Consider the following 19446-nt stretch of genomic DNA (forward strand, 5'->3'; position numbering starts at 1 on the left):
CGGTCGCGTCGCCGTAGCGGATTCAGGACCGGAACCGGGCCAGTTCTTCCCGGGCCGCCTCGCCGGATTCGCCGAGGTCGGTACGGCCGAACACGTCCCAGCGCCGCAGCAGCGGTGCGAAGATCAGGTCGTCCTGCCGCTGCGGGTCGTAGATGCCGGCATCGGCGAGCGCTTCGTCGCTGCTGCGCCCGTCGGGCAGAGTGACCGAGGGGACCCGGAACGCGGCGACCTGGTCGGCGACGGCGCGCATGGTCTGGTCCGGGGTCTCGTCGAAACCGGCTGCGACGAGATCGGCGAATACCGCGGCCTGCCGCTCGTCGTCCTTCGCGATCTGCTCGCTGATCGCGGTGATCAGCGGGTTCTCCCCGAGCGCGGCGGTATTGCGCTGGCGTACGGCGGCGGCGGTCTCCTCGAACGCGCAAGCGGCCAGCACATCCAGCAGGTGCAGCGGCTCGCGCCGGAAGCCGTCGGTCATATGGCCCATCCGCAGCCGTTCCAGCTCCACCGGGTCGCAGGCCCGGGTGACCATCAGGTAATTGCGGATCACGATGGAGTGCCGGGCCTCCTCGGCGGTCCAGCGGCCGACCCAGCGCCACCACGCGCCGGTGCGCAGATATTTGCCGAGCTCGCGATGGTACGAGGGCAGGTTGTCGGCGATCAGCACGCTCACGGTGAGCGCAAGCCGGGCGGTATCGCTGAGCTCGGACTGCGCGGGGTCCCAGTCCTCGCCGCCGAGGAAGGCGAAGTTGCGGCCGTCGTCCCACGGGACGAAGTCGTGCGGCTGCCATTCATCGGCGATCTCGGTATGGCGCCGCATGGTCAGTTCCACCTCTACCGCGAGCGATTCCAGCAGGTCGCGGTCGGTCAACAGTTTCTGCACGCACACACGGTAGCGGGTCGGACCGGGTACGGGGTGAGCGCCGGGGTCGGGTTGGGGAATCTCGGTGATACGGCCCGGGCGGTTGGGGCAGGCGCACAATCGGTCCCGTCCCCGCATGTGAACGGAGATTCCAGGGTGGACGGTGCGCAGACGCCCGGACAGCGCTCGGGGCGCCCACCGTGATGGGCGCCCCGAGTGCGGTAGCTCATTTCTCGGTGACCGTGGTGGAACGGTCCGAGGAATTCCAGGTGATGGTGCCGCCCTCGAATTCGCTCTTCTTGCCGTCCGGGGTGTTCTCCTCATCGGAGGTGGGGAAGCCGAGTTTGCCGTCCGCGCCGCCGTTGGCCTCCCAGGCTTCGCGGATATCGCCCCAGACGATATGGGCGCCGGTGTCCTCGCTGAAGAAGATCGTGCCGCCGGAGAAGTTCTGGTAGCGACCACCGTCGCCGGCGACCTGCTCCTCGCCCTCGGGCATACCGAGCGCGCCGGTCGGTCCGCCGGCCTCGGTGTACTTCTGATAGATGCTGCCCTTCACGGTGACCTCGGTGCCGTCCGGGGTCCGCACGGTGGTTTCGCCGGCATCGGCATTGGGGTCTTCGTCGGGGGTGGCCGACCCCTCGGCACCCGTCGTCTCGGTGGCCGAGCCCTCGGCGCCCGGGGACGCGGACGGGGCGCCGGTCCCGCTGTTGCCGCCGGGCATGACCGCCGAGGTCAGGGAACCGACGGTATCCGACACCGAGTTGTCGTCGTCACCGCAGCCCGCGACGAGCAGACCCGCGGCGGCGAGTGCCATGGTGAATCCGGCCGAACGTCGAGCGAAGTGGTGCATGTCCATCCTCTCGCGAGGCCGGCGTGATGGACGGGCAGAGCATGGCGGTTCATCACTCCGGCTGTGGGTTCGGCAACGTGACGGCTATCGAGTCCGGGATTCCGTGACGCCGCCGGGTTCGGTGGCCACGCGGATATTACCCGGAACAACCGGCCGAAAATGCCGGATGCCAGAAAGTTGCTGGCCACGACGGGTGTGCACCCGGGCGTGCCGGAGCGACCACGTGCGGTCCGGAGTGGGCCCGGACCGCACGCGCGGCGGTCAGGGCAGCGGTGGGTTCGCGTGCTCGTCGCCGTGGAAATCGACCGACGAGTACTCGCGCAGTTTGGTGAGCCGGTGGTAGGCGTCGATCATGCGGACCGTGCCCGATTTCGACCGCATCACGATGGACTGGGTGGACGCGCCGCCGCCGTAGTAGCGGACCCCGCGCAGTAGATCGCCGTCGGTGACACCGGTGGCACAGAAGAAGACGTTCTCCCCGGCAACCAGGTCCTCGGTGACCAGGACCCGGTCCAGATCGTGCCCGGCGTCGATCGCCTTCTGCCGTTCCTCGTCGTCCTTGGGGGCGAGCTTGCCCTGCAGCGCGCCGCCCATACAGCGCATGGCGGCGGCGGCGATGATGCCCTCGGGGGTGCCGCCGATGCCGACCAGGATGTCGGTCCCGGAATCGGGTCGCGCGGCGGCGATGGCGCCGGCCACGTCACCGTCGGAGATCAAGCGGATCCGGGCGCCGGCGTCGCGGACCTCCTGGATCAGGTCGCCGTGGCGCGGGCGGTCCAGGATGCACACGGTGATATCGGAGACCGAGGCGTGCTTGGCCTTGGCGACCTTGCGGATGTTCTCGCCGATCGGCACCGAGATATCGATCACGTCGGCGGCGTCGGGACCGACCGCGATCTTGTGCATGTAGAACACGGCCGACGGGTCGAACATGGCGCCGCGTTCGGCGACCGCCAGCACCGAGATGGCGCCGGGCGACCCCTTCGACATCAGGGTGGTGCCGTCGATCGGATCGACCGCGAAGTCGACCTCCGGGCCGGTGCCGTCGCCCACGTTCTCGCCGTTGTACAGCATGGGCGCTTCGTCCTTCTCGCCCTCGCCGATCACCACGATGCCGCTCATGGACACCGAGCTCACCAGCTGCCGCATGGCATCCACGGCCGCCCCGTCGCCGCCCTCCTTGTCGCCCTTGCCCACCCAGCGTCCCGCTGCCATGGCACCGGCTTCGGTGACGCGGACGAGTTCGAGCGCGAGGTTGCGGTCGGGCGCCTCGCGGCGGCTCGAAGCGGGCGAAGATGCCGTCATAGCGGGTGCCTCCTAGGTTGTGTAACTTGCCGTAATTGTCGCATCGCCGGATTGCCTGCCGGTGATCACCTGGTACGGCAGTACCGGGGGCGGCGCGGGGTCCGGCCGTCACCACGATGGATACTGGGAACGTGCCGAACAAGAAGCCACGCATCATGAACGACTACCGGGATCTTTTCTGGTCATTGATCCCGTTGGTGCTGATCGCTGTGGTGTTCGCCGGACTGACCAGTCAGTGCAGTGTCTCCACGACCGGTCCGACCCAGGGCACGATACCCAGTTTCGATGCCGCCGCGGCGCTGCGCTCGGACGCGCAGAACCTGTCGTTCCCGATCCGCGAACCGGCCCTACCGCAGAACTGGCAGCCGAACTCCGGCAGTCGCGACACCCTCACCGAACGCGGCGGCGGCACGGTCAGCACCATCGGCTACATCACCGGTGCGGGCACCTATATGGAACTCGACCAGAGCGACGCCACCGAAGAGGTCCTGGCCGGACGTATCGCGGGCACCCGGTATGCCACCGGGACCCGCGATATCGCCGGGCAGAAATGGGTGATCTACCAGGAGCCCGGTGCCGAACCCGCGTGGGTCGCCGATTTCGGGGACAGTCGGGTGCTCATCCGGGGCGCCGGCAATGCCGAGGCCTTCGAGACCCTGGCCGCCGCGGTGGTCGCCGTCCGCCCGCTCCCGGCCGCGTGATCGTCTACGGGCGGTAGGCGCGAGTCATTCCGCGTCGTCGGATTCGGCCAGCGCTTTCTCGATCCGCTGCCGCGCCCCGGCCAGATGTTCTTCGCACCGGTTGGCGAGCGCCTCGCCGCGTTCCCACAGCGCCAGGGCGTCGTCGAGGTCCATACCACCCTGTTCCAGCATTTTCACCACGCCGGCCAGCTCGTCGCGGGCGCGTTCGTAGCCGAGGCCGGCGATATCGGCCAGGTCGTCGGTGCCGGTGTCGGACACGGTCAGGTCCTCTCGGAGTCGTCGGAGCGGGTGGGGGCGCCGCGTTCGCCGAGCCGTTCGGTGCCGAGGGCGGCGGCGGAGATCGCGCCGTCACCGACCCGGATACGCAGCTGGCTGCCCGCGGGTGAATCGTCTATCGCGCGCACCACATGCCGTTCGGGTCCGGTCACCCGCTGCACGACAGCGTAGCCGCGGGCCAGGGTCGCGGCCGGGCCGACCGCGGTCAACTGGCGCCGCAGATGGTCGGTGGTCACCGATTCGGCGCGGACCAGGCTCTCGACACAGCGGCGGGTCGCGGTGCGCAGCCGTTCGATCTCGTCGTGCCGGTGGCCGAGTTCGCGCAGCGGATCGGCCAGGACCGGGCGTGACCTCAGCTGCCGCAGCGCCGCCGACTCCCGTTCGACCCAGCCGCGCAGTGCCGCCGCGGAGCGGGCGCGCAATTCCCGGACGAGCGCGGTCTCGGCGGCGGCGTCGGGCACGATCCGCTTGGCCGCATCGGTGGGGGTGGCCGCGCGCAGATCCGCGACCAGGTCGGAGACCGGGGAATCGGGTTCGTGGCCGATAGCGCTGACGACGGGGGTGGTCGCGGCGACGATGGCCCGGCACAGTGTCTCGTCGGAGAACGGCAGCAGATCCTCCACACTGCCGCCGCCGCGGGCCAGCACGATCACCTCGACCGCCGGGTCGCGATCCAGCGCCGCCAGCGCGTCGAGGATCTGCGGGACCGCGGACGGGCCCTGCACGGCGGTGTTGCGGACCTCGAACCGCACCGCGGGCCAGCGATCCCGCGCCACGCTCAGCACATCGTGTTCGGCGGCGCTGCCGCGGCCGGTGATCAGCCCGACGGTGCCGGGCAGGAAAGGAACCGGGCGCTTGAGCCGCGGATCGAACAGCCCCTCGGCATCCAGCAACGCCTTCAAGCGTTCGATCCGGGCCAGCAGTTCGCCGACGCCGACCGGGCGGATCTCGGAGATCCGCAGCGACAGGGTGCCGCGGCCGGGGAAGAAGGAGAGCCTGCCGTAGACCACCACCCGGCTGCCCTCCTGTAGCGGGACAGCGGAGGCGCGCAAGAGGGCCGGGTCGCAGGTCACCGACAGTGACATATCGGCGGCCGGATCGCGCAACACGAGGAAGGCGGTGCGGGTGCCGGGCCGTAGGTTGATCTGGGTGAGCTGGCCCTCCACCCAGATGCTGCCGAGCCGGTCGATCCACTGGGCGACCTTCATCGAGACCGAGCGCACCGGCCAGGGCTGCTCGGCGGAATTGGCGGGCGCGGGCGCCTGCCCGGGCCGGCCGGAACCGCTCCGGCCGACCGCGGGCGCGGGATCGGCCCCGGTCACTGGGCTCGTACGGTGGCGATCCGGTTGGTCAGCATGGTCACGAACGCGGCGCGATCCAGGGTGCGCTGTTCGTAGTCGAGCAGTGCGACCAGGTCGGCGACCGTGAGCGTGCGCAGCCGTCCGCGCAGCTGGGCGAGGGTCATGTTCGGGTAGTCGTAGCGGGCGCCGACCTCGGGGAGTTCGGGCGCGGCCGCCGGCTCGGGTTCGGCGACGGGCTCGGGATCGGCCGTGGCGGCGGATTCCGGTCCGTCGACCGCGGCCGCGCCGGCCACCGCGATATCGTCGACCGGGGCACCGGCGTCGAAGGTGTGCGCCGCGGGCACCGGGTTGCCGTTCTGGATCGCGCGCAGGCCGTCCAGGGTCTCCTGCAGGGCCAGTTCCACCTCGGCCGGGTCGGCGTCGAAGCGGTCGAAACCGCTGTTGCGCCGGCGCGGGGTCGTGCCCGATTCGCGTGCCGGCGGGTCGTCGTCCTCGTCGAAGGTGGCCCATTCGGGCTGCTCCTCGGGACGGTTGACGATCCGGTCGAACACCGAATCACCCTTGATCGCGAGACTGGTGACGAACTGCTGGACGTGCATTCCCGTCTGCAGTAATCGGCTCACCGCGGTGAGCGGTAATTTCGCCGCTGCCGAAGGCAGCCGTCGCGTCTCCTCGAGCGCATAGACGGCAGCTCCGGCGGCGACGCGGGCCAGGAACGGTGGTCGAAACATGGTACTAGCCTGCCCGATATAGCGGGGTCCGCAAAAGAGGGTGCGCCTCCCCGGCAAGCCGCGGCGGGATCGGGGGGTTTCCCGCGGTCCGGCGGGCGCCGCCGCGGCGGGAATTCGCTCCGGCGCCGGATCGGGGCCGGCGGGTGAACCCGCACACCTCCGGCGGCCGCGGCGCCACCGGCGGCCGGTGGCGTGCGGACCCGCGGAGGACGCCGGTGAGCGGGGTGAACGGGCCGAACAGGTGGTCGCGGCGTCGCCCGGGCGCCGGGGTGCACGCCCGCAGCGGTCGCCGGGCTACGCACGTATTCTGTGGGGCATGTCCTCGGCAATACCGTTGAATGTCGGAATCGCTCGCTCGGCCGGCGCCGCGACCGCTGCCCCCGAAGGAAAACGAGTGCTGCTCGCCGAACCGCGCGGATACTGCGCGGGTGTGGACCGTGCCGTCGAAACCGTGGAGAAGGCGCTGGAAAAGCACGGCGCCCCGATCTATGTCCGCAAGGAGATCGTGCACAACCGCCACGTGGTGGAAACCCTGCGTGAGCGGGGCGTGATCTTCGTCGACACCACCGACGAAGTTCCCGAGGGGGAACTGGTGGTCTTCTCCGCGCACGGAGTCTCGCCCGCGGTGCACGCGACCGCCGCCGAGCGCAACCTGCGCACCATCGACGCGACCTGTCCGCTGGTGACCAAGGTCCATCAGGAGGCCAAACGCTTCGCCCGTGACGACTACGACATCCTGCTGATCGGCCACGAGGGCCACGAGGAGGTCGAGGGAACCGCCGGGGAGGCCCCCGAGCACGTACAACTGGTCGACGGGCCCGACGCGGTCGAGAAGGTGACCGTGCGCGACGAGTCCAAGGTCATCTGGCTGTCGCAGACCACCCTGAGCGTGGACGAGACCATGGAGACCGTGTCGCGGCTGCGGGAGAAGTTCCCCGCGCTGCAGGATCCGCCCAGCGACGATATCTGCTACGCCACCCAGAACCGTCAGGTCGCGGTGAAGGCGATGGCCCCGGAATGCGATCTGGTGATCGTCGTGGGTTCGCGCAACTCCTCGAACTCGGTGCGCCTGGTGGAGGTCGCGCTCGGCGCCGGGGCCCGCGCGTCGTATCTGGTGGACTACGCGCGCGAGGTGGACCCCGCGTGGCTCGAGGGAGTGACCACGGTCGGGATCACCTCCGGCGCGTCGGTCCCCGAGATCCTGGTGCGCGGGGTGCTGGACATGCTCGCCGAACACGGGTTCGGCGAGGTCCAGCCGGTGACCACCGCGAACGAGACCCTCGTGTTCGCGTTGCCGCGGGAACTGCGGGCCGCGCGGCACTGATCCCCGCTCACCGGCGCTCGGGTCGCCGCCGCTCCGGGATCGGTTCGCGGACGCGGGCGGTCTGCGGCGCCCGGGCCGGTTCGCCCCGGCGCGCGTTCGCGCGCACCGGCTCATCCGGTACCGGGGCCGCCGGACGGGCGGGCCGGTGCTGGCGCATCTCGCGGGTGCGGGGTGCGGCGGCGCCCCGCGGCTCCGCGGCGGGCGGACGACCCCGGCCGCCACGGCGTGGGGGTTCGTCGAACGATTCGTGGGTGTAATCGGGCTCGGGGTTCTCGGGCCGTTTCGCCCGCGCTTTCGCCTTGGTCCTGCCGTTGGCCTTGGACCGTGCCGCCAGGGTCTCGGCGCGCGACGGCTTGCTACCGCGTGCAGCCTTTCCCTCACCCACGGGACGCTTGGCCTGTCCGCGGCTCGGCCGCTTCGCTGTGTCGCGCCGGGGCCGGTTCTCCGCCCGTTCCCTGGCCTCTCCGCGGGTCGCGCGCCGTTCGCTGCGGCCCCAGCTCGTGCCGCGCCGGGCGGCGGCGGTCTCGTGGGCCGCGTTCTTCGAGCGGAACTGCGCGATCCGGATACCGGCGATGATCAGCACCAGGACGGTGGCCAGCATCATCGGCGGGAAACGGTGCACCAGCGGGATCGCCAGGTTCAGCAGGATGTCCTTGAGGGAGGCGGTGCTGGTCCCGGTGAGCTGGCGATACGCGATCGGCACGGCAACGAACAGCAATAGCGGCGGTAACACCATGGTGGTGAACAGGCCGCGGAACCGCACCGCCGCCACCGCCGCCAGACATCCGAGGATGTAGAACGCGCTGAAGGTGCCGGTGAGGTCCGTGACGTCGCCGAGGGCATCGATGAGGAAACCCAGGAAGGTGCAGACCGCAGCGATGAGAACCGCGGCATACGCCGGGACACCCGGCACCGTCGGCAATAACGAACGTTGCGGCGCGGGCACCCGGGAATTCACTCGTTGGGAAGCAGCCACGGATTGAACACTATCGTCCGGAAGGGTCGACCGTGTTACGGCACGGCGGGTCCGGTGCCACGATTGTGCGGAAACGGTGGTCGGCGGCGGTATTCATGCAGTCGAGGGATATGGGTGGTGCGCGACACGATGGCGCATTGGAGACACTGTCCGCGTCGGTTACGGGGCGGCCGGGCCACGGGCGGTGTGGGTCTCGGCGTGTTGCCGGTGTGGCGTCCCGGGGATCGGTCCCGGCATTGAAGCCTGTCGGTGCGGTGCCCTAAATTCGCCGTCATGCGAATCCTGCATACGTCGGACTGGCATATCGGTCGCACCTTTCACGGCGTGGACCTGCTGGCCGACCAGTCGCGGGTACTCGAGGCGATCGCCGAGCTCGTCGCCACCGAAGCGGTGGACACCGTCGTGCTCCCCGGCGATGTCTACGATCGCTCCATCCCCAGTGCGGACGCGATCGCGGTCTGCAACAGGGGATTCGAAGCCATTCGCGCGGCCGGGGCGCGCATCGTGGCCACCTCCGGTAACCACGATTCCCCGACCCGGCTCGGGGCGGGCGCCAGCTTCGCGGCGGCCGGTGGGTTGTATCTGCGCACGACGGTGGCCGATTCGGCGCGGCCGGTGCTGCTGTCCGACGCGCACGGTGATGTCGCCTTCTACGGCATCCCGTATCTGGAGCCGGAGATCTGCCGGGGTGAGCTCGGAGTGCCGCAGGCGCGGTCACACACCGAGGTGCTCGAGGCCGTGCTGGACCGGATCCGCGCGGATGTCGAGCAGCGGCCGCGCACCCGGACGGTGCTGCTGGCGCACGCCTTCGTGGTGGGTGGCGCGGCCACGGGGTCGGAGCGGTCGATCTCGGTGGGTGGCGTGGAGACGGTGCCGCTGGGGATGTTCACCGAGCCGGGCTTCGACTATGTGGCGCTCGGGCATCTGCATTCCCCGCAGACCCTCGCCGAGGGGGTGCGGTATTCGGGGTCGCCGCTGCCGTACTCGTTCGGGGAGAGCACCCACCGCAAGCAGGTATGGCTGGTGGACCTCGGCGAGACCGGCCCGGCGCGGGTGCGGGGTCTGGAGTTACCGCTGGTCCGCGGGTTGAGCCACCTCACCGGGACCCTGGAGGAGTTGCTGGCCGACCCCGCCTGGGAAACGGCCGAACAGCACTACGTCTCGGTATCGCTCACCGACTATGCCCGTCCGGTGGACGCCATGCGCCGCCTGCGCGAGCGTTTCCCGTACGCGGTGCACGTGGAATGGGAGAGACCCCAGGGTGACCCGGCCCTGCGTTATCGGGAGCGGGTGCGTGGCCGCGACGACACCGAGATCGCCCGCACCTTCCTCACCGATGTGCGCGGTGAGCCGACCACGTCCGAGATGGACTGGCTGACCCGGGCCATGGCCGCCGCGGTCCGGGAGACGGAGGTGGTCCGCGACGATATCGGCGCGTCTCCGGCGGCGGCCGATACGGAACTCACCGCATGAGGTTGCATCGGCTGGAGATGACGGCCTTCGGCCCCTTCGCCGAGACCACGTCCGTCGATTTCGACGAACTCGGCGCGGACGGACTCTTCCTGCTGCACGGGCAGACCGGCGCCGGGAAGACCACGGTGCTCGACGCCATCGCCTACGCCCTGTACGGGCGGGTGCCGGGGGCGCGGGGCGACAAACGGCTGCACTCCGATCACGCGCCCGCGCATATCCGCCCGGAGGTGGTGCTCGAGGCCACGCTGGGCGGCCGGCGGCTCCGGCTCACCCGGCAACCGGAATTCGAGCGGCCGAAGCTGCGCGGTCACGGGACCCGGGTGGAGAACGCCAAAGCCACACTGACCTGGCTGGACGGCCAGGGCACGAACCTCTCCCGGATCAACGAGATCGGCGACGAGATCGTGCGGCTGCTGGGGATGAGCGCCGATCAGTTCTTCCAGGTGGTGCTGCTGCCGCAGGGGGATTTCGCGAAGTTCCTGCGCGCGGAGAACGAGGATCGCGAACGACTGCTGGAGAAACTGTTCGATACCGGACGTTTCGGGTCGGCCGAGCAATGGCTCACCGCCCAGCGCCGGTGCTCGGGCGAGCAGATCGGTGCCCAGCAGCGCAATGTGGAAGATCTGATCACCCGGGTCGCGGTGACGGCCGGGATCGACCGCACCGAGCGGATCGACATTCTGGACGCGGTCGAGTGGTCGCAGGATCTGCTGGCCGGGGCCCGCGGCGAGGCGGAGAAAGCACAGCACGAACTCGACGAGCGGCGCGCGGAGTCGGCGCGCGCCGACGAGCGGGCCGAACGGGAGCGCCGGGCGGCCGAGCAGCGGCGCCGGCTGGAACTGGCCCGGCAGCAGCTCGAGCAGTACGCCGCCGAGGCCCGGACGCGGGCCGCGGAGCGCGGTGAGCTCGACCGGGCGCGCCGCGCCGAACCGGTGGCCGCGGCGCTGGGCGAGGCCGAGGCCGCGGTCCGCGCGGCCCGTAGCCGGGAGGAAGAATCCGTGGCGGCGGCCGAACACCTGGCCCGGCTGGCCGCCGAACCCGACAGTGCGGATATCCCGGGTATCCGCCTGGTGCTGAGCCCGTGCACAGGGGGCCGGGGCGACGAGTCGCCCACGGACGATGGCGTGCGCGAGGGACCGTCGGCGCCGGCGGGGGACGAATTCGCGTTGTTCGACGTGGCTCGACCGGGCCCCTCCGGTACCGGTGCCGACGAGGCGGACCGGATGGACGACCGGGCCGGCTACGACGAGGACCTCTCCCTCGATACCGCGATCCGCGGGTGGAGTGCGTTCCTGGGCAAACTCGGCGAGATCCGCGCCGACGCGGCCACGGCCGACACCTTGCGCGCGGAACTGGCCGAACTCCACGCGGCGGCGGCCGAACTCGGCGAGCGCTCGGCCGCACTCACCGAACGCCGGGCCCGGCTACCCGAGATCATCGCCGGCGCGCAGGCACGGGCACGGGAAGCCGACGAGGCGAAAGCGACGCTGCCCGGGCTGCGGGCCGAACTCCGGCGCTTGCAGGAGGCCGCGACCGCGGCGGTGGACCTGGCCCGGGCCCGCACCACCCTCGACCGGGCCCGGGTGGATCTCGACACCGTGCGCGCCCGGCACCTCGAGGCCCGTGAGCACGTTTTGGATCTGCGTGAGCGGCGGCTGGCCGGGATGGCGGCGGAGCTCGCCGGGAGTCTGGTCGACGGGCAGGCGTGCGCGGTGTGCGGTTCGGCCGAGCATCCCCGGCCGGCGCGGTCGGCGGCCGGTGCGGTGTCGAAGGAGGACGAGGCGGCGGCGGTCGCCGCGGAACGTGCCGCCGACGCGGCGCGCGACCGTGCGCAGTCGGTGCTCGCCGAGGTGGAGCGGGAGATCGAGGCACTGCTGGCCCGCGGTGGCGATACCGACCGCGTAGAGCTCGCGGCCGCCCTGCGCGCGGCCACCGAGAAGTGTGGGGACGCGGAGGAACTGGCCGAATCGGCCGACGCGTGTGCCGCCGAACTCACCCGTCTGCGCAGCGACGAGAGCAGGTTGCACGATGATCTGCGTGAGACCGAAACCCGGGCCGGAGCCGTCGCGGCGCGGATCCGGTCCGGGCAGACCCGGCTCGCCGAAATCGAGGAGAAGCTGCGCACCGCCGCCGGGCGGGACCGGACCATCGGTCGTCGCCGGGAGCGCCTGCACGCGCTGATCGCCGCCGCGGGCAACCGGCGCGACACCTACGCCGCGGTCCGCGCGGCATGGGAACGGGTGGCGACCTGTGTGCTGCGGGTCGAACGGCTGGCCGGATCGGCGGGTCTGATACCGCCTACGAGTTCCGATCTCGCCGCGCCGGACCCCGGGGCCGGGAATCCGGGGGAGGTGGATCGGGAAGCCGGAGCCGGCTCGGCGGAGATGCTGGCGACGCTGCGGATCTATTCGCCGTTGATCGGCGCCGCGACCCGGACCCCGCAGCGGCAGGACGCGCTGAGCGCCGCCCTCGCCGCGGCGGACGAGATACGCGCGGCCGCGCAAGCCGTCTTGGACGAACCGGAGATCCGGGCCGCCGCCACCACCGCGCCCGGTGATCCGGAAGCGCTCGAGGCGGCGGTGCGGACCGCCCGGATCGCGCTGCACGAGGCGGTCGCTGCCCATTCCGCCGCCGTGCACCGGGTGACCCGGCTGGAAACCCTGTGCGGGCAGTTGTGGGCGGCGGTGGATCTGATCGCGCCGGCTCAGCGAGCCCATCAGGAGCTGGCCGACCTGGCGGAGGTGGTCGCCGGCCGCGGCGCGAACAACCGGCGAATGTCGCTGCGCTCGTATGTACTCGCGGCCCGGCTCGAGGAGGTCGCGGTGGCGGGGTCGGCCCGGCTGCGCCGGATGTCGGGCGGCCGGTACGAATTCGTGCACACCGACCGGGCCGGCACCCACGGCCGGCGCGGCGGGCTCGGGCTGGACATCCGCGACGACTACACCGGTGCCGTCCGGCCCGCCCGCACACTCTCGGGCGGGGAAACCTTCATGGCGTCACTGGCGCTCGCGCTGGGGCTGGCCGACACCGTCGCGGCCGAAGCGGGCGGGATCATCCTCGACACCCTCTTCATCGACGAAGGCTTCGGCAGCCTGGACGCGGACACCCTGGACGCGGTGATGGGCGTCCTGGACGAACTCCGCGCCGGAGGCCGGGTGGTGGGGTTGGTCAGCCACGTCGACGAGATGCGTCAGCGCATACCGAGCCGCCTGCACGTGGTGCGCGGACGCAACGGTTCCCAGTTGCACGCCACCATCGCCTGATCGGGCGCGTTCAGCCCTCGAGATCGAGCAGCCGCCGCTTGATGTCCAGACCCCAGCGGAAACCTCCGAGGGTGCCGTCGGTGCGCACGATGCGATGGCAGGGCACGAACAGTGCGGCGGCATTGCGGGCGCAGGCGCTCGCCGCGGCGCGGGTGGCCGCGGGCCGGCCGGCCCGCGCGGCGAACGCGGTGTAGGTGATCGGCTGTCCCGCGGGCACTGTGCGCAGCACCTCCCACGCGTGCTGGAGGAATTCGCCCGAGCGCTGACGTACGGGGACGGGATCGATCGCGGCCGTATCGCCGCGGTGGTAGGCGGTCACGGCGTCGGTCACCGCACCGAGTTCCCGGCGGGCGCGCAGACCGGCCGGGCGCAGGACGGGGTGGATCAGTGTGTGGAGTTCTTCGGCGGCGGCGGTCCACCCGGACGCCAGTACCGCGCCGTCGGCGGCCACGATGGCGGTGAACGGGCCGAGCGGGGTGTCGACGGTGGCGACGTCGGCGGTGCCGGTGGTGTCCGGTGCGGGCAGGGTGGCGGTGGACATCAGTCGGTACTCACTTTCGCGTCGGTTTCGGTGGTGGGCGTGGCGGATTCCCGGGATTCGGCCCGGGTGCGCAGTTCGGTGCGCCACAGGTGCATGCAGAGATAGGAACGCCAGGGCGACCAGCGGGTGGTATCGGTCAGGTCGATACCGTGGCGGACGGCGCCGCGGCGGATGACGAGGTCGGTGTGCAGCATGATGTCGGGGTCGGCGAGCAGCCTCATCGTGACGTAGTCGGCGGTCCACGGGCCGACGCCGTCGAGCGCGAGCAGGTCGCGGCGCAGTTCGGCGGCTGTCCGGCCCTGGTGCAGGACCAGGTCGCCGGTGGCGAGCGCCGCCGCCGCGGCGGTGATGGAGCGGATCCGCTGGGCGGGGCCGGTCAATACCTCGGCGCCGCGTTCGGCGATCACCTCCGGTGTCGGGAACAGCCGGCCGGTCGGCCCGTCCACCGGTTCGCCGAGGGCGGCGACCAGCCGCGCGGTGTGCGTATTGGCCGCCGCCACCGAGATCTGCTGGCCGATCATGGTGCGCAGCAGCAACTCCGGTCCGTCCACACATCCGGGCACCCGTATCCCGGGAGCGAAACGCGCATTCGGGCCGGAGGCCGTGCCGCTGCCCTCATCGGGCCTGTTGAGCGCCTCGTCGATGGCCACGGGGTCGGCGTCGAGGTCGAGCAGATGCCGGACCCGGGCCACCGCGGGCGCGAGATCGCGCATATCGCGCAGGGTCAGTTCCGCGTGGACGTGCCCGGGCAGGACCGCGAGCCGGACTCCGGCGTAGCCGTGCGGGGTGCGGATACCGCGCAGGTAGTGGTTCTCGCCGTCCGGTGTGGTCTGCCAGAGTTCCAGGCCCGGCGCCACGTGGGCGGACAGGAACCAGTCCAGCCAGTCGCGATCCAACGGCGCCCGGTAGGGCAGGCGCAGCGACAGGGTGCCGTTGGCGGCCGGGGCCGTGCGGTCGCGGGTGCGCTGCGCTTCGGTACGCATGGTGCTCGGGCTGACCGCGAAGACCTCGCGCACGGTGTCGTTGAACTGCCGGATACTGGCGAAACCGGCGGCGAAGGCGATATCCGACATGGGCATGGCGGTGGTCTGGATCAGCAGTCGCGCGGTATGTGCCCGATGGGCGCGCGCCAGTGCCAGGGGGCCCGCGCCGAGCTCGGTGGTGAGGACCCGGGTGAGCTGTCGTTGCGAGTAGCCGAGCGCCGAGGCCAGGGCGGGGACTCCGCCACGTTCCACCACACCGTCCCCGATCAGCCGCATGGCCCGGGCCGCCAGGTCCGCGCGGGTGTTCCACAGCGGCGATCCGGGCGCGGCATCGGGCAGGCAGCGGCGGCAGGCGCGGTAGCCCGCCTGCTGGGCCGCGGCCGCGGTCGGCAGGAAGGTCACATTGGTGCGCTTCGGAGTGATCGCCGGGCACGACGGCCGGCAATAGATTCCGGTGGTGCGCACGGCGGTGTAGAACTGCCCGTCGAAACGGGAGTCGCGGGCCGAGACCGCGCGATAGCAGCGTTCGAAATCCAGGGCCGTGATGCTCACCCCACACACGATGTCAGCTCACGAGGCCGCGAGCTAGCGGAAAACAGACATCGGCGCCGAATGTCGTCCAGCGCGGGCGCGGATGTTCCGCAGGTCCGCTGTCCGGGTCGGTCCGCCGGGGTGCGGAAGGTGGCTGCGAGGGCGAGGCGACTGTGGAGAGGTCGGCGATGTGCGGGTGAGCAGGTCCGGAAACGCGACGGCGGGGCCGGTGCGACCGGCCCCGCCGTAACTCACGCGGTCCCGCTCAGCAGCAGCGCGCGCCCGGGTTGCGTTCCGCGTCGGCGTACCGCTCCCGCCAGTAGTCCCGTTCACTCGCCACCGGGCGGTCGGGATGCGCCCTGCGCATATGCGCGAGATAGCGCTGATAGTCCTGCCCGCCGACGACGGAGTCCAGGTACCGGAACACCGCGCGCACCCCGTGGGCGAGTGCCCGTACCCCACGGGCCGGCGCCGCCGGCATGCCGCGCGGACCGGACCGCACGACACCCACGGTCCCGGCGCGTACCCCCGGTGTCGCCGCGAGTCGCCCGGTCAACTCCGCACCTCCGCGTGCGCGGCCCCGGGCACCGCGACCTCGCCCTTCGCGATCCGCTCGTCCCACTGTCGCTGGATATCCTTCTCCGCCGCGGTGACCAGGAAACCACTGGGGGCGAAGATCTTCGACGGTTCCTCCGGCGATTCGGTGGTCGACGTATCACCCGATTTCACGGTGCGGTAGCAGACCCACACGGCGGCCAGCACCACGATCAGCACCAGCACCGCGAAGACGATGGACAGCGCACCCTGGATGAACGTATTACGGATCACCGCGTCCACGTCATCCGGTGTTTTCGCCGTCAGGCACAGCTCACCGGCGTCGCGGGCGGCGCGGCAGATGCTGTTCTGTTTCCAGTAGCCCACCTTCGGATCGGCCGAGAAGATCTTCTGCCAGGACGCGGTCATGGTGACGATGAGGTCCCAGGCCAGGGCGATACCGGGGATCCAGGCCCACTTCGTCAGGCCCTTCTTCACCAGGATCGTCAGCACCACCACCAGCGCGATCGCCGCCAGTAGCTGGTTGGCGATACCGAACAGCGGGAACAGCGCGTTGATCCCGCCCAGCGGATCGGTCACACCCATCAGCAGGATCGAGCCCCAGGCCGCCACGACGATCGCCGAGCACAGCCACGCGCCCACCCGCCACGACGGATCGGCGAACTTACGCGCCGGACCGCGCAGGTTGCCCAGCGAATCGGAGAGCATGAAGCGCGCCACGCGGGTGCCCGCGTCGATGGTGGTGAGGATGAACAGCGCCTCGAACATGATCGCGAAGTGGTACCAGAACGACTTCATCCCGGCGCCGCCGAGGAACCCGGCGAACACTTCGGAGATACCGATGGCCAGTGTGGGTGCGCCACCGGTGCGGGAGATGACCGATTCCTCACCCACATCGGCCGCGGCCTGGCTCAATTCGGCGCCGGTCGTCGGCGGGCCGGACAGGCCCAGGCCGTTCGTGTAGGCGGCGGCGGTTTCCGCGGTGCCGCCGGTCGCGCCGGCCGGGGCGTTCATCGCGAAGTACAGGTGCTGATCGATGATCGACGCCGTGATGATCGCCATCACCGCGACGAAGGATTCCATCAGCATGCCGCCGTAGCCGATCACCTTGGCATGCGATTCCTTCTCCAGCAGTTTCGGTGTGGTACCCGAGGACACCAGCGCGTGGAAACCGGAGAGCGCACCGCAGGCGATGGTGATGAACAGGAAGGGGAACAGGCTGCCCGCGAAGGCCGGGCCGGTGCCCGAGGTGGCGAACTCCGAGACCGCGGGCGCCTTCAGTACCGGCAGGGTGACCAGGATGCCGACCGCCAGCAGGCCGATGGTGCCGATCTTCATGAAGGTCGACAGATAGTCGCGCGGGGCCAGCAGCAGCCACACCGGCAGCACCGAGGCGACGAAGCCGTAGCCGATCAGCATCCAGGAGATGGTGACGGGATGGAACGTGAACCACCCGGCCCAGGTGTCGTTGTGCGAGACCCAGCCGCCCGCGACGATGGCCAGGATCAGCAGGACGAAACCGATCGCCGAGATCTCACCGACCCGGCCCGGCCGCAGGTACCGCAGGTACACGCCCATGAAGAGGGCGATCGGGATGGTCATCGCGATGGAGAAGACACCCCACGGGCTGTGCGCCAGCGCGTTCACGACCACCAGCGCCAGCACCGCGAGCAGGATCATCATGATCACCAGGACGCCGATGATGGCGGCCACACCGCCGATCACGCCGAGTTCGTCGCGTGCCATCTGCCCGAGGCTGCGCCCGCGCCGTTTCATCGACACCCACAGCACCAGGTAGTCCTGGACCGCGCCGGCGAACACGACACCGACAATGATCCAGATGGTGCCCGGCAGATACCCCATCTGCGCCGCCAGCACCGGCCCGACCAGCGGCCCGGCTCCCGCGATGGCCGCGAAATGATGCCCGAACAGCACCCGCCGGTCCATCGGCATGAAGTCTTTGCCGTTGTCCAGGATCTCGGCCGGAGTCGCCAGGTCGTCGCGGGGTTTGACGACCTTGTATTCGATGAGCCGCGCGTAGAACCGGTAGGCGATGATGTAGGTACACACCGCCGCGATCACGATCCACACCGCGTTCACGGATTCGCCCCGCGCGATCGCGAGAATCGTCCAGGCCACGGCGCCGAGCAGCCCGATGGCCGCGAAGATCGCTTTCTTCGCGGGCGTGATCGGGGACCGGTCGACCACACCCACGGGTGGTAGGTCGGGGTCGGTCTCGAGATATTCGATAGTCCCCATCGGGCGAACTCCTGTACAGCGAGCGGACATGCCGGTCACATGAACGTAACCGATGGCCGTTCGGCGCTTCGACGGTTGCGGTGAACGGTCGCTGTGGTGCGCCGAGCGGAATGTGCCTCTTTCGTACTCGGGTAGCTACTGGGATCCGGGATGGTATCTAGATCGGTATCATCGCGGTATGGCCTGGACAATGCGCTTACCCGATGACGAAGAGCAGGCGCTCAACGCGCAGGCCGATGCCGAGGGACGTTCGAAGCATGAGATAACCCGGGATGCCGTACGCGCCTATCTGTTGCGCCACCGCAGGTTGGATACGCCCCTGCTGACCGACGAGGAGACCTTCGACCTCGGCGGGCCGATCGGCAAGGAGGAGATCCGCGACGCCATGAACCGGCCGGCGTGATAGCCGTCGCGGATACTTCCGGACTGCTGGCTCTCTTCAACCGCTCCGACCCTGAACACTTCGCGGCCCGCCGCGCTGCTGATTCCGCCAGTGCCGTCGTCGTGAGTCCGCTCGTGCTGACAGAGGTACACCACGTGGCGAGTATCCGAGCCGAGCGCCGCGTAGCCGACGGGATGCTGCGGCTGATAGCCGATCGCATCGCCGCCGGTCGTATCGTCGTGCCGGAGGTCGACGCCAGGGTGATCCGTACGGCTGTCGAGATCCGCGGACACTACGCGGCGATGAACCTCGATCTGGTCGACGCGATGTGCGTATGTCTCGCGGAGGCGTTCGATACCGATGCGCTGCTCACTCTGGACCGCCGCGATTTCCGGGTGCTGCCACCGCTGACCGGATACGCGGCCTTCAGGTTGCTGCCCGATGACCTCCAGTAGCCCGCTCTCCGGCCGAACGACAACTGCGCGAGCCCGGCATATGGAGCAATTTCGGTCAACCGGAGCGCGGTCCGGCGCGCATACGGTGGGGCAATGCGCGAAACCCCCGAAGAACTGGCCGCACTGCAAACCCTGCTCGACACCTCTCTCGCGGGTGCCACGGGTCATCTCCGCTCGATCATCGCCGCCGACCGCACTCTGACCGCCGCGCAGCTCACCTCGGTTCTCACCGGTATGTGCCTGCTCACCCTGTCCACCGTGACCGCCAAGGGCGAGCCGCGGGTGAGCGGTGTCGACGGGCACTTCCTGCACGGCCGGTGGTACTTCGGCACCGCGCGGACCGCCGCCAAGGCCCGCCACCTCGCCGCCCGTCCGGCCGCGAGTGCGGCCCATATGCGCGGCGAGGGATTGGGTGTGTTCACGCACGGCACCGCCGAGATCTTGAACCCGGCGGCCGGTGAACCGGATGCCGAGTGGTCGGAACTGCTCGCCTACTTCCAGGATTTCTACGGCGACGACGCGTTCGACTGGGACAACGACGTGGTGTTCTTCCGCCTGCGCCCGCACTGGACGACCGTCTACGCACCCGATTACGCCGAGCTCACCGCGCAGTGATCGCGGCCCGGCCGATCGGTACCGGCCGGGCGGGCGGTACCGAGGGCAAACGGTGTCACGAACACA

General features: G+C 70.4%; 18 protein-coding genes. 7 read left to right on the plus strand and 11 right to left on the minus strand.

Annotated elements, in window-relative coordinates:
• Positions 1–22: 22 nt before the first annotated feature.
• From ABZV91_RS17650 to glpX, 3 genes are all read right to left on the minus strand, one after another.
• The gene (locus ABZV91_RS17650) at positions 23–880 is read right to left on the minus strand and encodes an acyl-ACP desaturase (RefSeq protein WP_355242389.1); all 858 of its coding nucleotides are present in this window, start codon (positions 878–880) and stop codon (positions 23–25) included.
• A gap of 205 nt (positions 881–1085) precedes the next feature.
• On the minus strand, positions 1086–1709 hold the full coding sequence (locus ABZV91_RS17655) for an esterase (RefSeq protein ID WP_355242391.1): 624 nt from the start codon (positions 1707–1709) through the stop codon (positions 1086–1088).
• Between the two features lie 261 nt (positions 1710–1970).
• Positions 1971–3014 carry a class II fructose-bisphosphatase gene (gene glpX / locus ABZV91_RS17660; protein WP_355242394.1) on the minus strand — a complete coding sequence of 348 codons (1044 nt, stop codon included), beginning with the start codon at positions 3012–3014 and terminating at the stop codon, positions 1971–1973.
• Positions 3015–3145: 131 nt separating this feature from the next.
• On the opposite strand from glpX, the gene ABZV91_RS17665 reads away from it, so the two are divergent.
• Complete coding sequence (locus ABZV91_RS17665) at positions 3146–3715, plus strand: DUF4245 domain-containing protein (protein WP_355242397.1); 570 nt, start codon at positions 3146–3148, stop codon at positions 3713–3715.
• Between the two features lie 24 nt (positions 3716–3739).
• Here the strand turns inward: ABZV91_RS17665 and ABZV91_RS17670 are convergent, their stop codons facing one another.
• The 3 genes from ABZV91_RS17670 to ABZV91_RS17680 all read right to left on the minus strand — a co-directional run bounded on the left by ABZV91_RS17670 (position 3740) and on the right by ABZV91_RS17680 (position 6023).
• Positions 3740–3973, minus strand: a complete 234-nt coding sequence (locus ABZV91_RS17670) for an exodeoxyribonuclease VII small subunit (RefSeq protein WP_030522151.1) — start codon at positions 3971–3973, stop codon at positions 3740–3742.
• Between the two features lie 2 nt (positions 3974–3975).
• The gene (xseA, locus tag ABZV91_RS17675) at positions 3976–5214 is read right to left on the minus strand and encodes an exodeoxyribonuclease VII large subunit (protein ID WP_355242523.1); all 1239 of its coding nucleotides are present in this window, start codon (positions 5212–5214) and stop codon (positions 3976–3978) included.
• 95 nt (positions 5215–5309) lie between these two features.
• Positions 5310–6023 (minus strand): lipid droplet-associated protein, encoded by a 714-nt coding sequence (locus tag ABZV91_RS17680; protein ID WP_355242401.1) that lies wholly within the window; start codon positions 6021–6023, stop codon positions 5310–5312.
• A gap of 316 nt (positions 6024–6339) precedes the next feature.
• Between ABZV91_RS17680 and ABZV91_RS17685 the strand changes: the two genes are divergently transcribed.
• Positions 6340–7347, plus strand: a complete 1008-nt coding sequence (locus ABZV91_RS17685) for a 4-hydroxy-3-methylbut-2-enyl diphosphate reductase (protein ID WP_355242404.1) — start codon at positions 6340–6342, stop codon at positions 7345–7347.
• Positions 7348–7354: 7 nt separating this feature from the next.
• Here ABZV91_RS17685 and ABZV91_RS17690 read toward each other — a convergent pair whose 3' ends face one another.
• Positions 7355–8323 carry a DUF6542 domain-containing protein gene (locus ABZV91_RS17690; protein ID WP_355242407.1) on the minus strand — a complete coding sequence of 323 codons (969 nt, stop codon included), beginning with the start codon at positions 8321–8323 and terminating at the stop codon, positions 7355–7357.
• A gap of 273 nt (positions 8324–8596) precedes the next feature.
• On the opposite strand from ABZV91_RS17690, the gene ABZV91_RS17695 reads away from it, so the two are divergent.
• Positions 8597–9796 (plus strand): exonuclease SbcCD subunit D, encoded by a 1200-nt coding sequence (locus ABZV91_RS17695; protein ID WP_355242410.1) that lies wholly within the window; start codon positions 8597–8599, stop codon positions 9794–9796.
• Entirely contained in the window at positions 9793–13059 is a 3267-nt protein-coding gene (locus ABZV91_RS17700) for an SMC family ATPase (RefSeq protein WP_355242413.1), read from the plus strand. The genes ABZV91_RS17695 and ABZV91_RS17700 overlap by 4 nt, the downstream gene beginning before the upstream one ends.
• Before the next feature lie 10 nt (positions 13060–13069).
• Here ABZV91_RS17700 and ABZV91_RS17705 read toward each other — a convergent pair whose 3' ends face one another.
• From ABZV91_RS17705 to ABZV91_RS17720, 4 genes are all read right to left on the minus strand, one after another.
• On the minus strand, positions 13070–13600 hold the full coding sequence (locus ABZV91_RS17705) for a methylated-DNA--[protein]-cysteine S-methyltransferase (protein ID WP_355242416.1): 531 nt from the start codon (positions 13598–13600) through the stop codon (positions 13070–13072).
• Positions 13600–15135, minus strand: coding sequence for an Ada metal-binding domain-containing protein (locus ABZV91_RS17710; RefSeq protein WP_355242419.1), 1536 nt, complete (start codon positions 15133–15135; stop codon positions 13600–13602). The genes ABZV91_RS17705 and ABZV91_RS17710 overlap by 1 nt, the downstream gene beginning before the upstream one ends.
• 244 nt (positions 15136–15379) lie before the next feature.
• A complete protein-coding gene (locus ABZV91_RS17715) occupies positions 15380–15595 on the minus strand; it encodes a YbdD/YjiX family protein (RefSeq protein ID WP_355242526.1) in 216 nt (71 codons plus the stop codon).
• 71 nt (positions 15596–15666) lie between these two features.
• On the minus strand, positions 15667–17928 hold the full coding sequence (locus tag ABZV91_RS17720; protein WP_355242421.1) for a carbon starvation CstA family protein: 2262 nt from the start codon (positions 17926–17928) through the stop codon (positions 15667–15669).
• A 178-nt stretch (positions 17929–18106) separates the two neighbouring features.
• On the opposite strand from ABZV91_RS17720, the gene ABZV91_RS17725 reads away from it, so the two are divergent.
• From ABZV91_RS17725 to ABZV91_RS17735, 3 genes are all read left to right on the plus strand, one after another.
• Positions 18107–18331 (plus strand): CopG family transcriptional regulator, encoded by a 225-nt coding sequence (locus ABZV91_RS17725; RefSeq protein WP_355242424.1) that lies wholly within the window; start codon positions 18107–18109, stop codon positions 18329–18331.
• A complete protein-coding gene (locus ABZV91_RS17730; protein ID WP_355242427.1) occupies positions 18328–18765 on the plus strand; it encodes a PIN domain-containing protein in 438 nt (145 codons plus the stop codon). Before ABZV91_RS17725 ends, ABZV91_RS17730 begins: the two co-directional genes overlap by 4 nt.
• Positions 18766–18858: 93 nt before the next feature.
• Entirely contained in the window at positions 18859–19380 is a 522-nt protein-coding gene (locus tag ABZV91_RS17735) for a pyridoxamine 5'-phosphate oxidase family protein (RefSeq protein ID WP_355242430.1), read from the plus strand.
• The last annotated feature ends 66 nt before the right edge of the window (positions 19381–19446 follow it).

The sequence above is a fragment of the Nocardia sp. NPDC004568 genome (genome assembly GCF_040609955.1).
In the GTDB taxonomy this organism is placed as follows: Bacteria; Actinomycetota; Actinomycetes; order Mycobacteriales; family Mycobacteriaceae; genus Nocardia.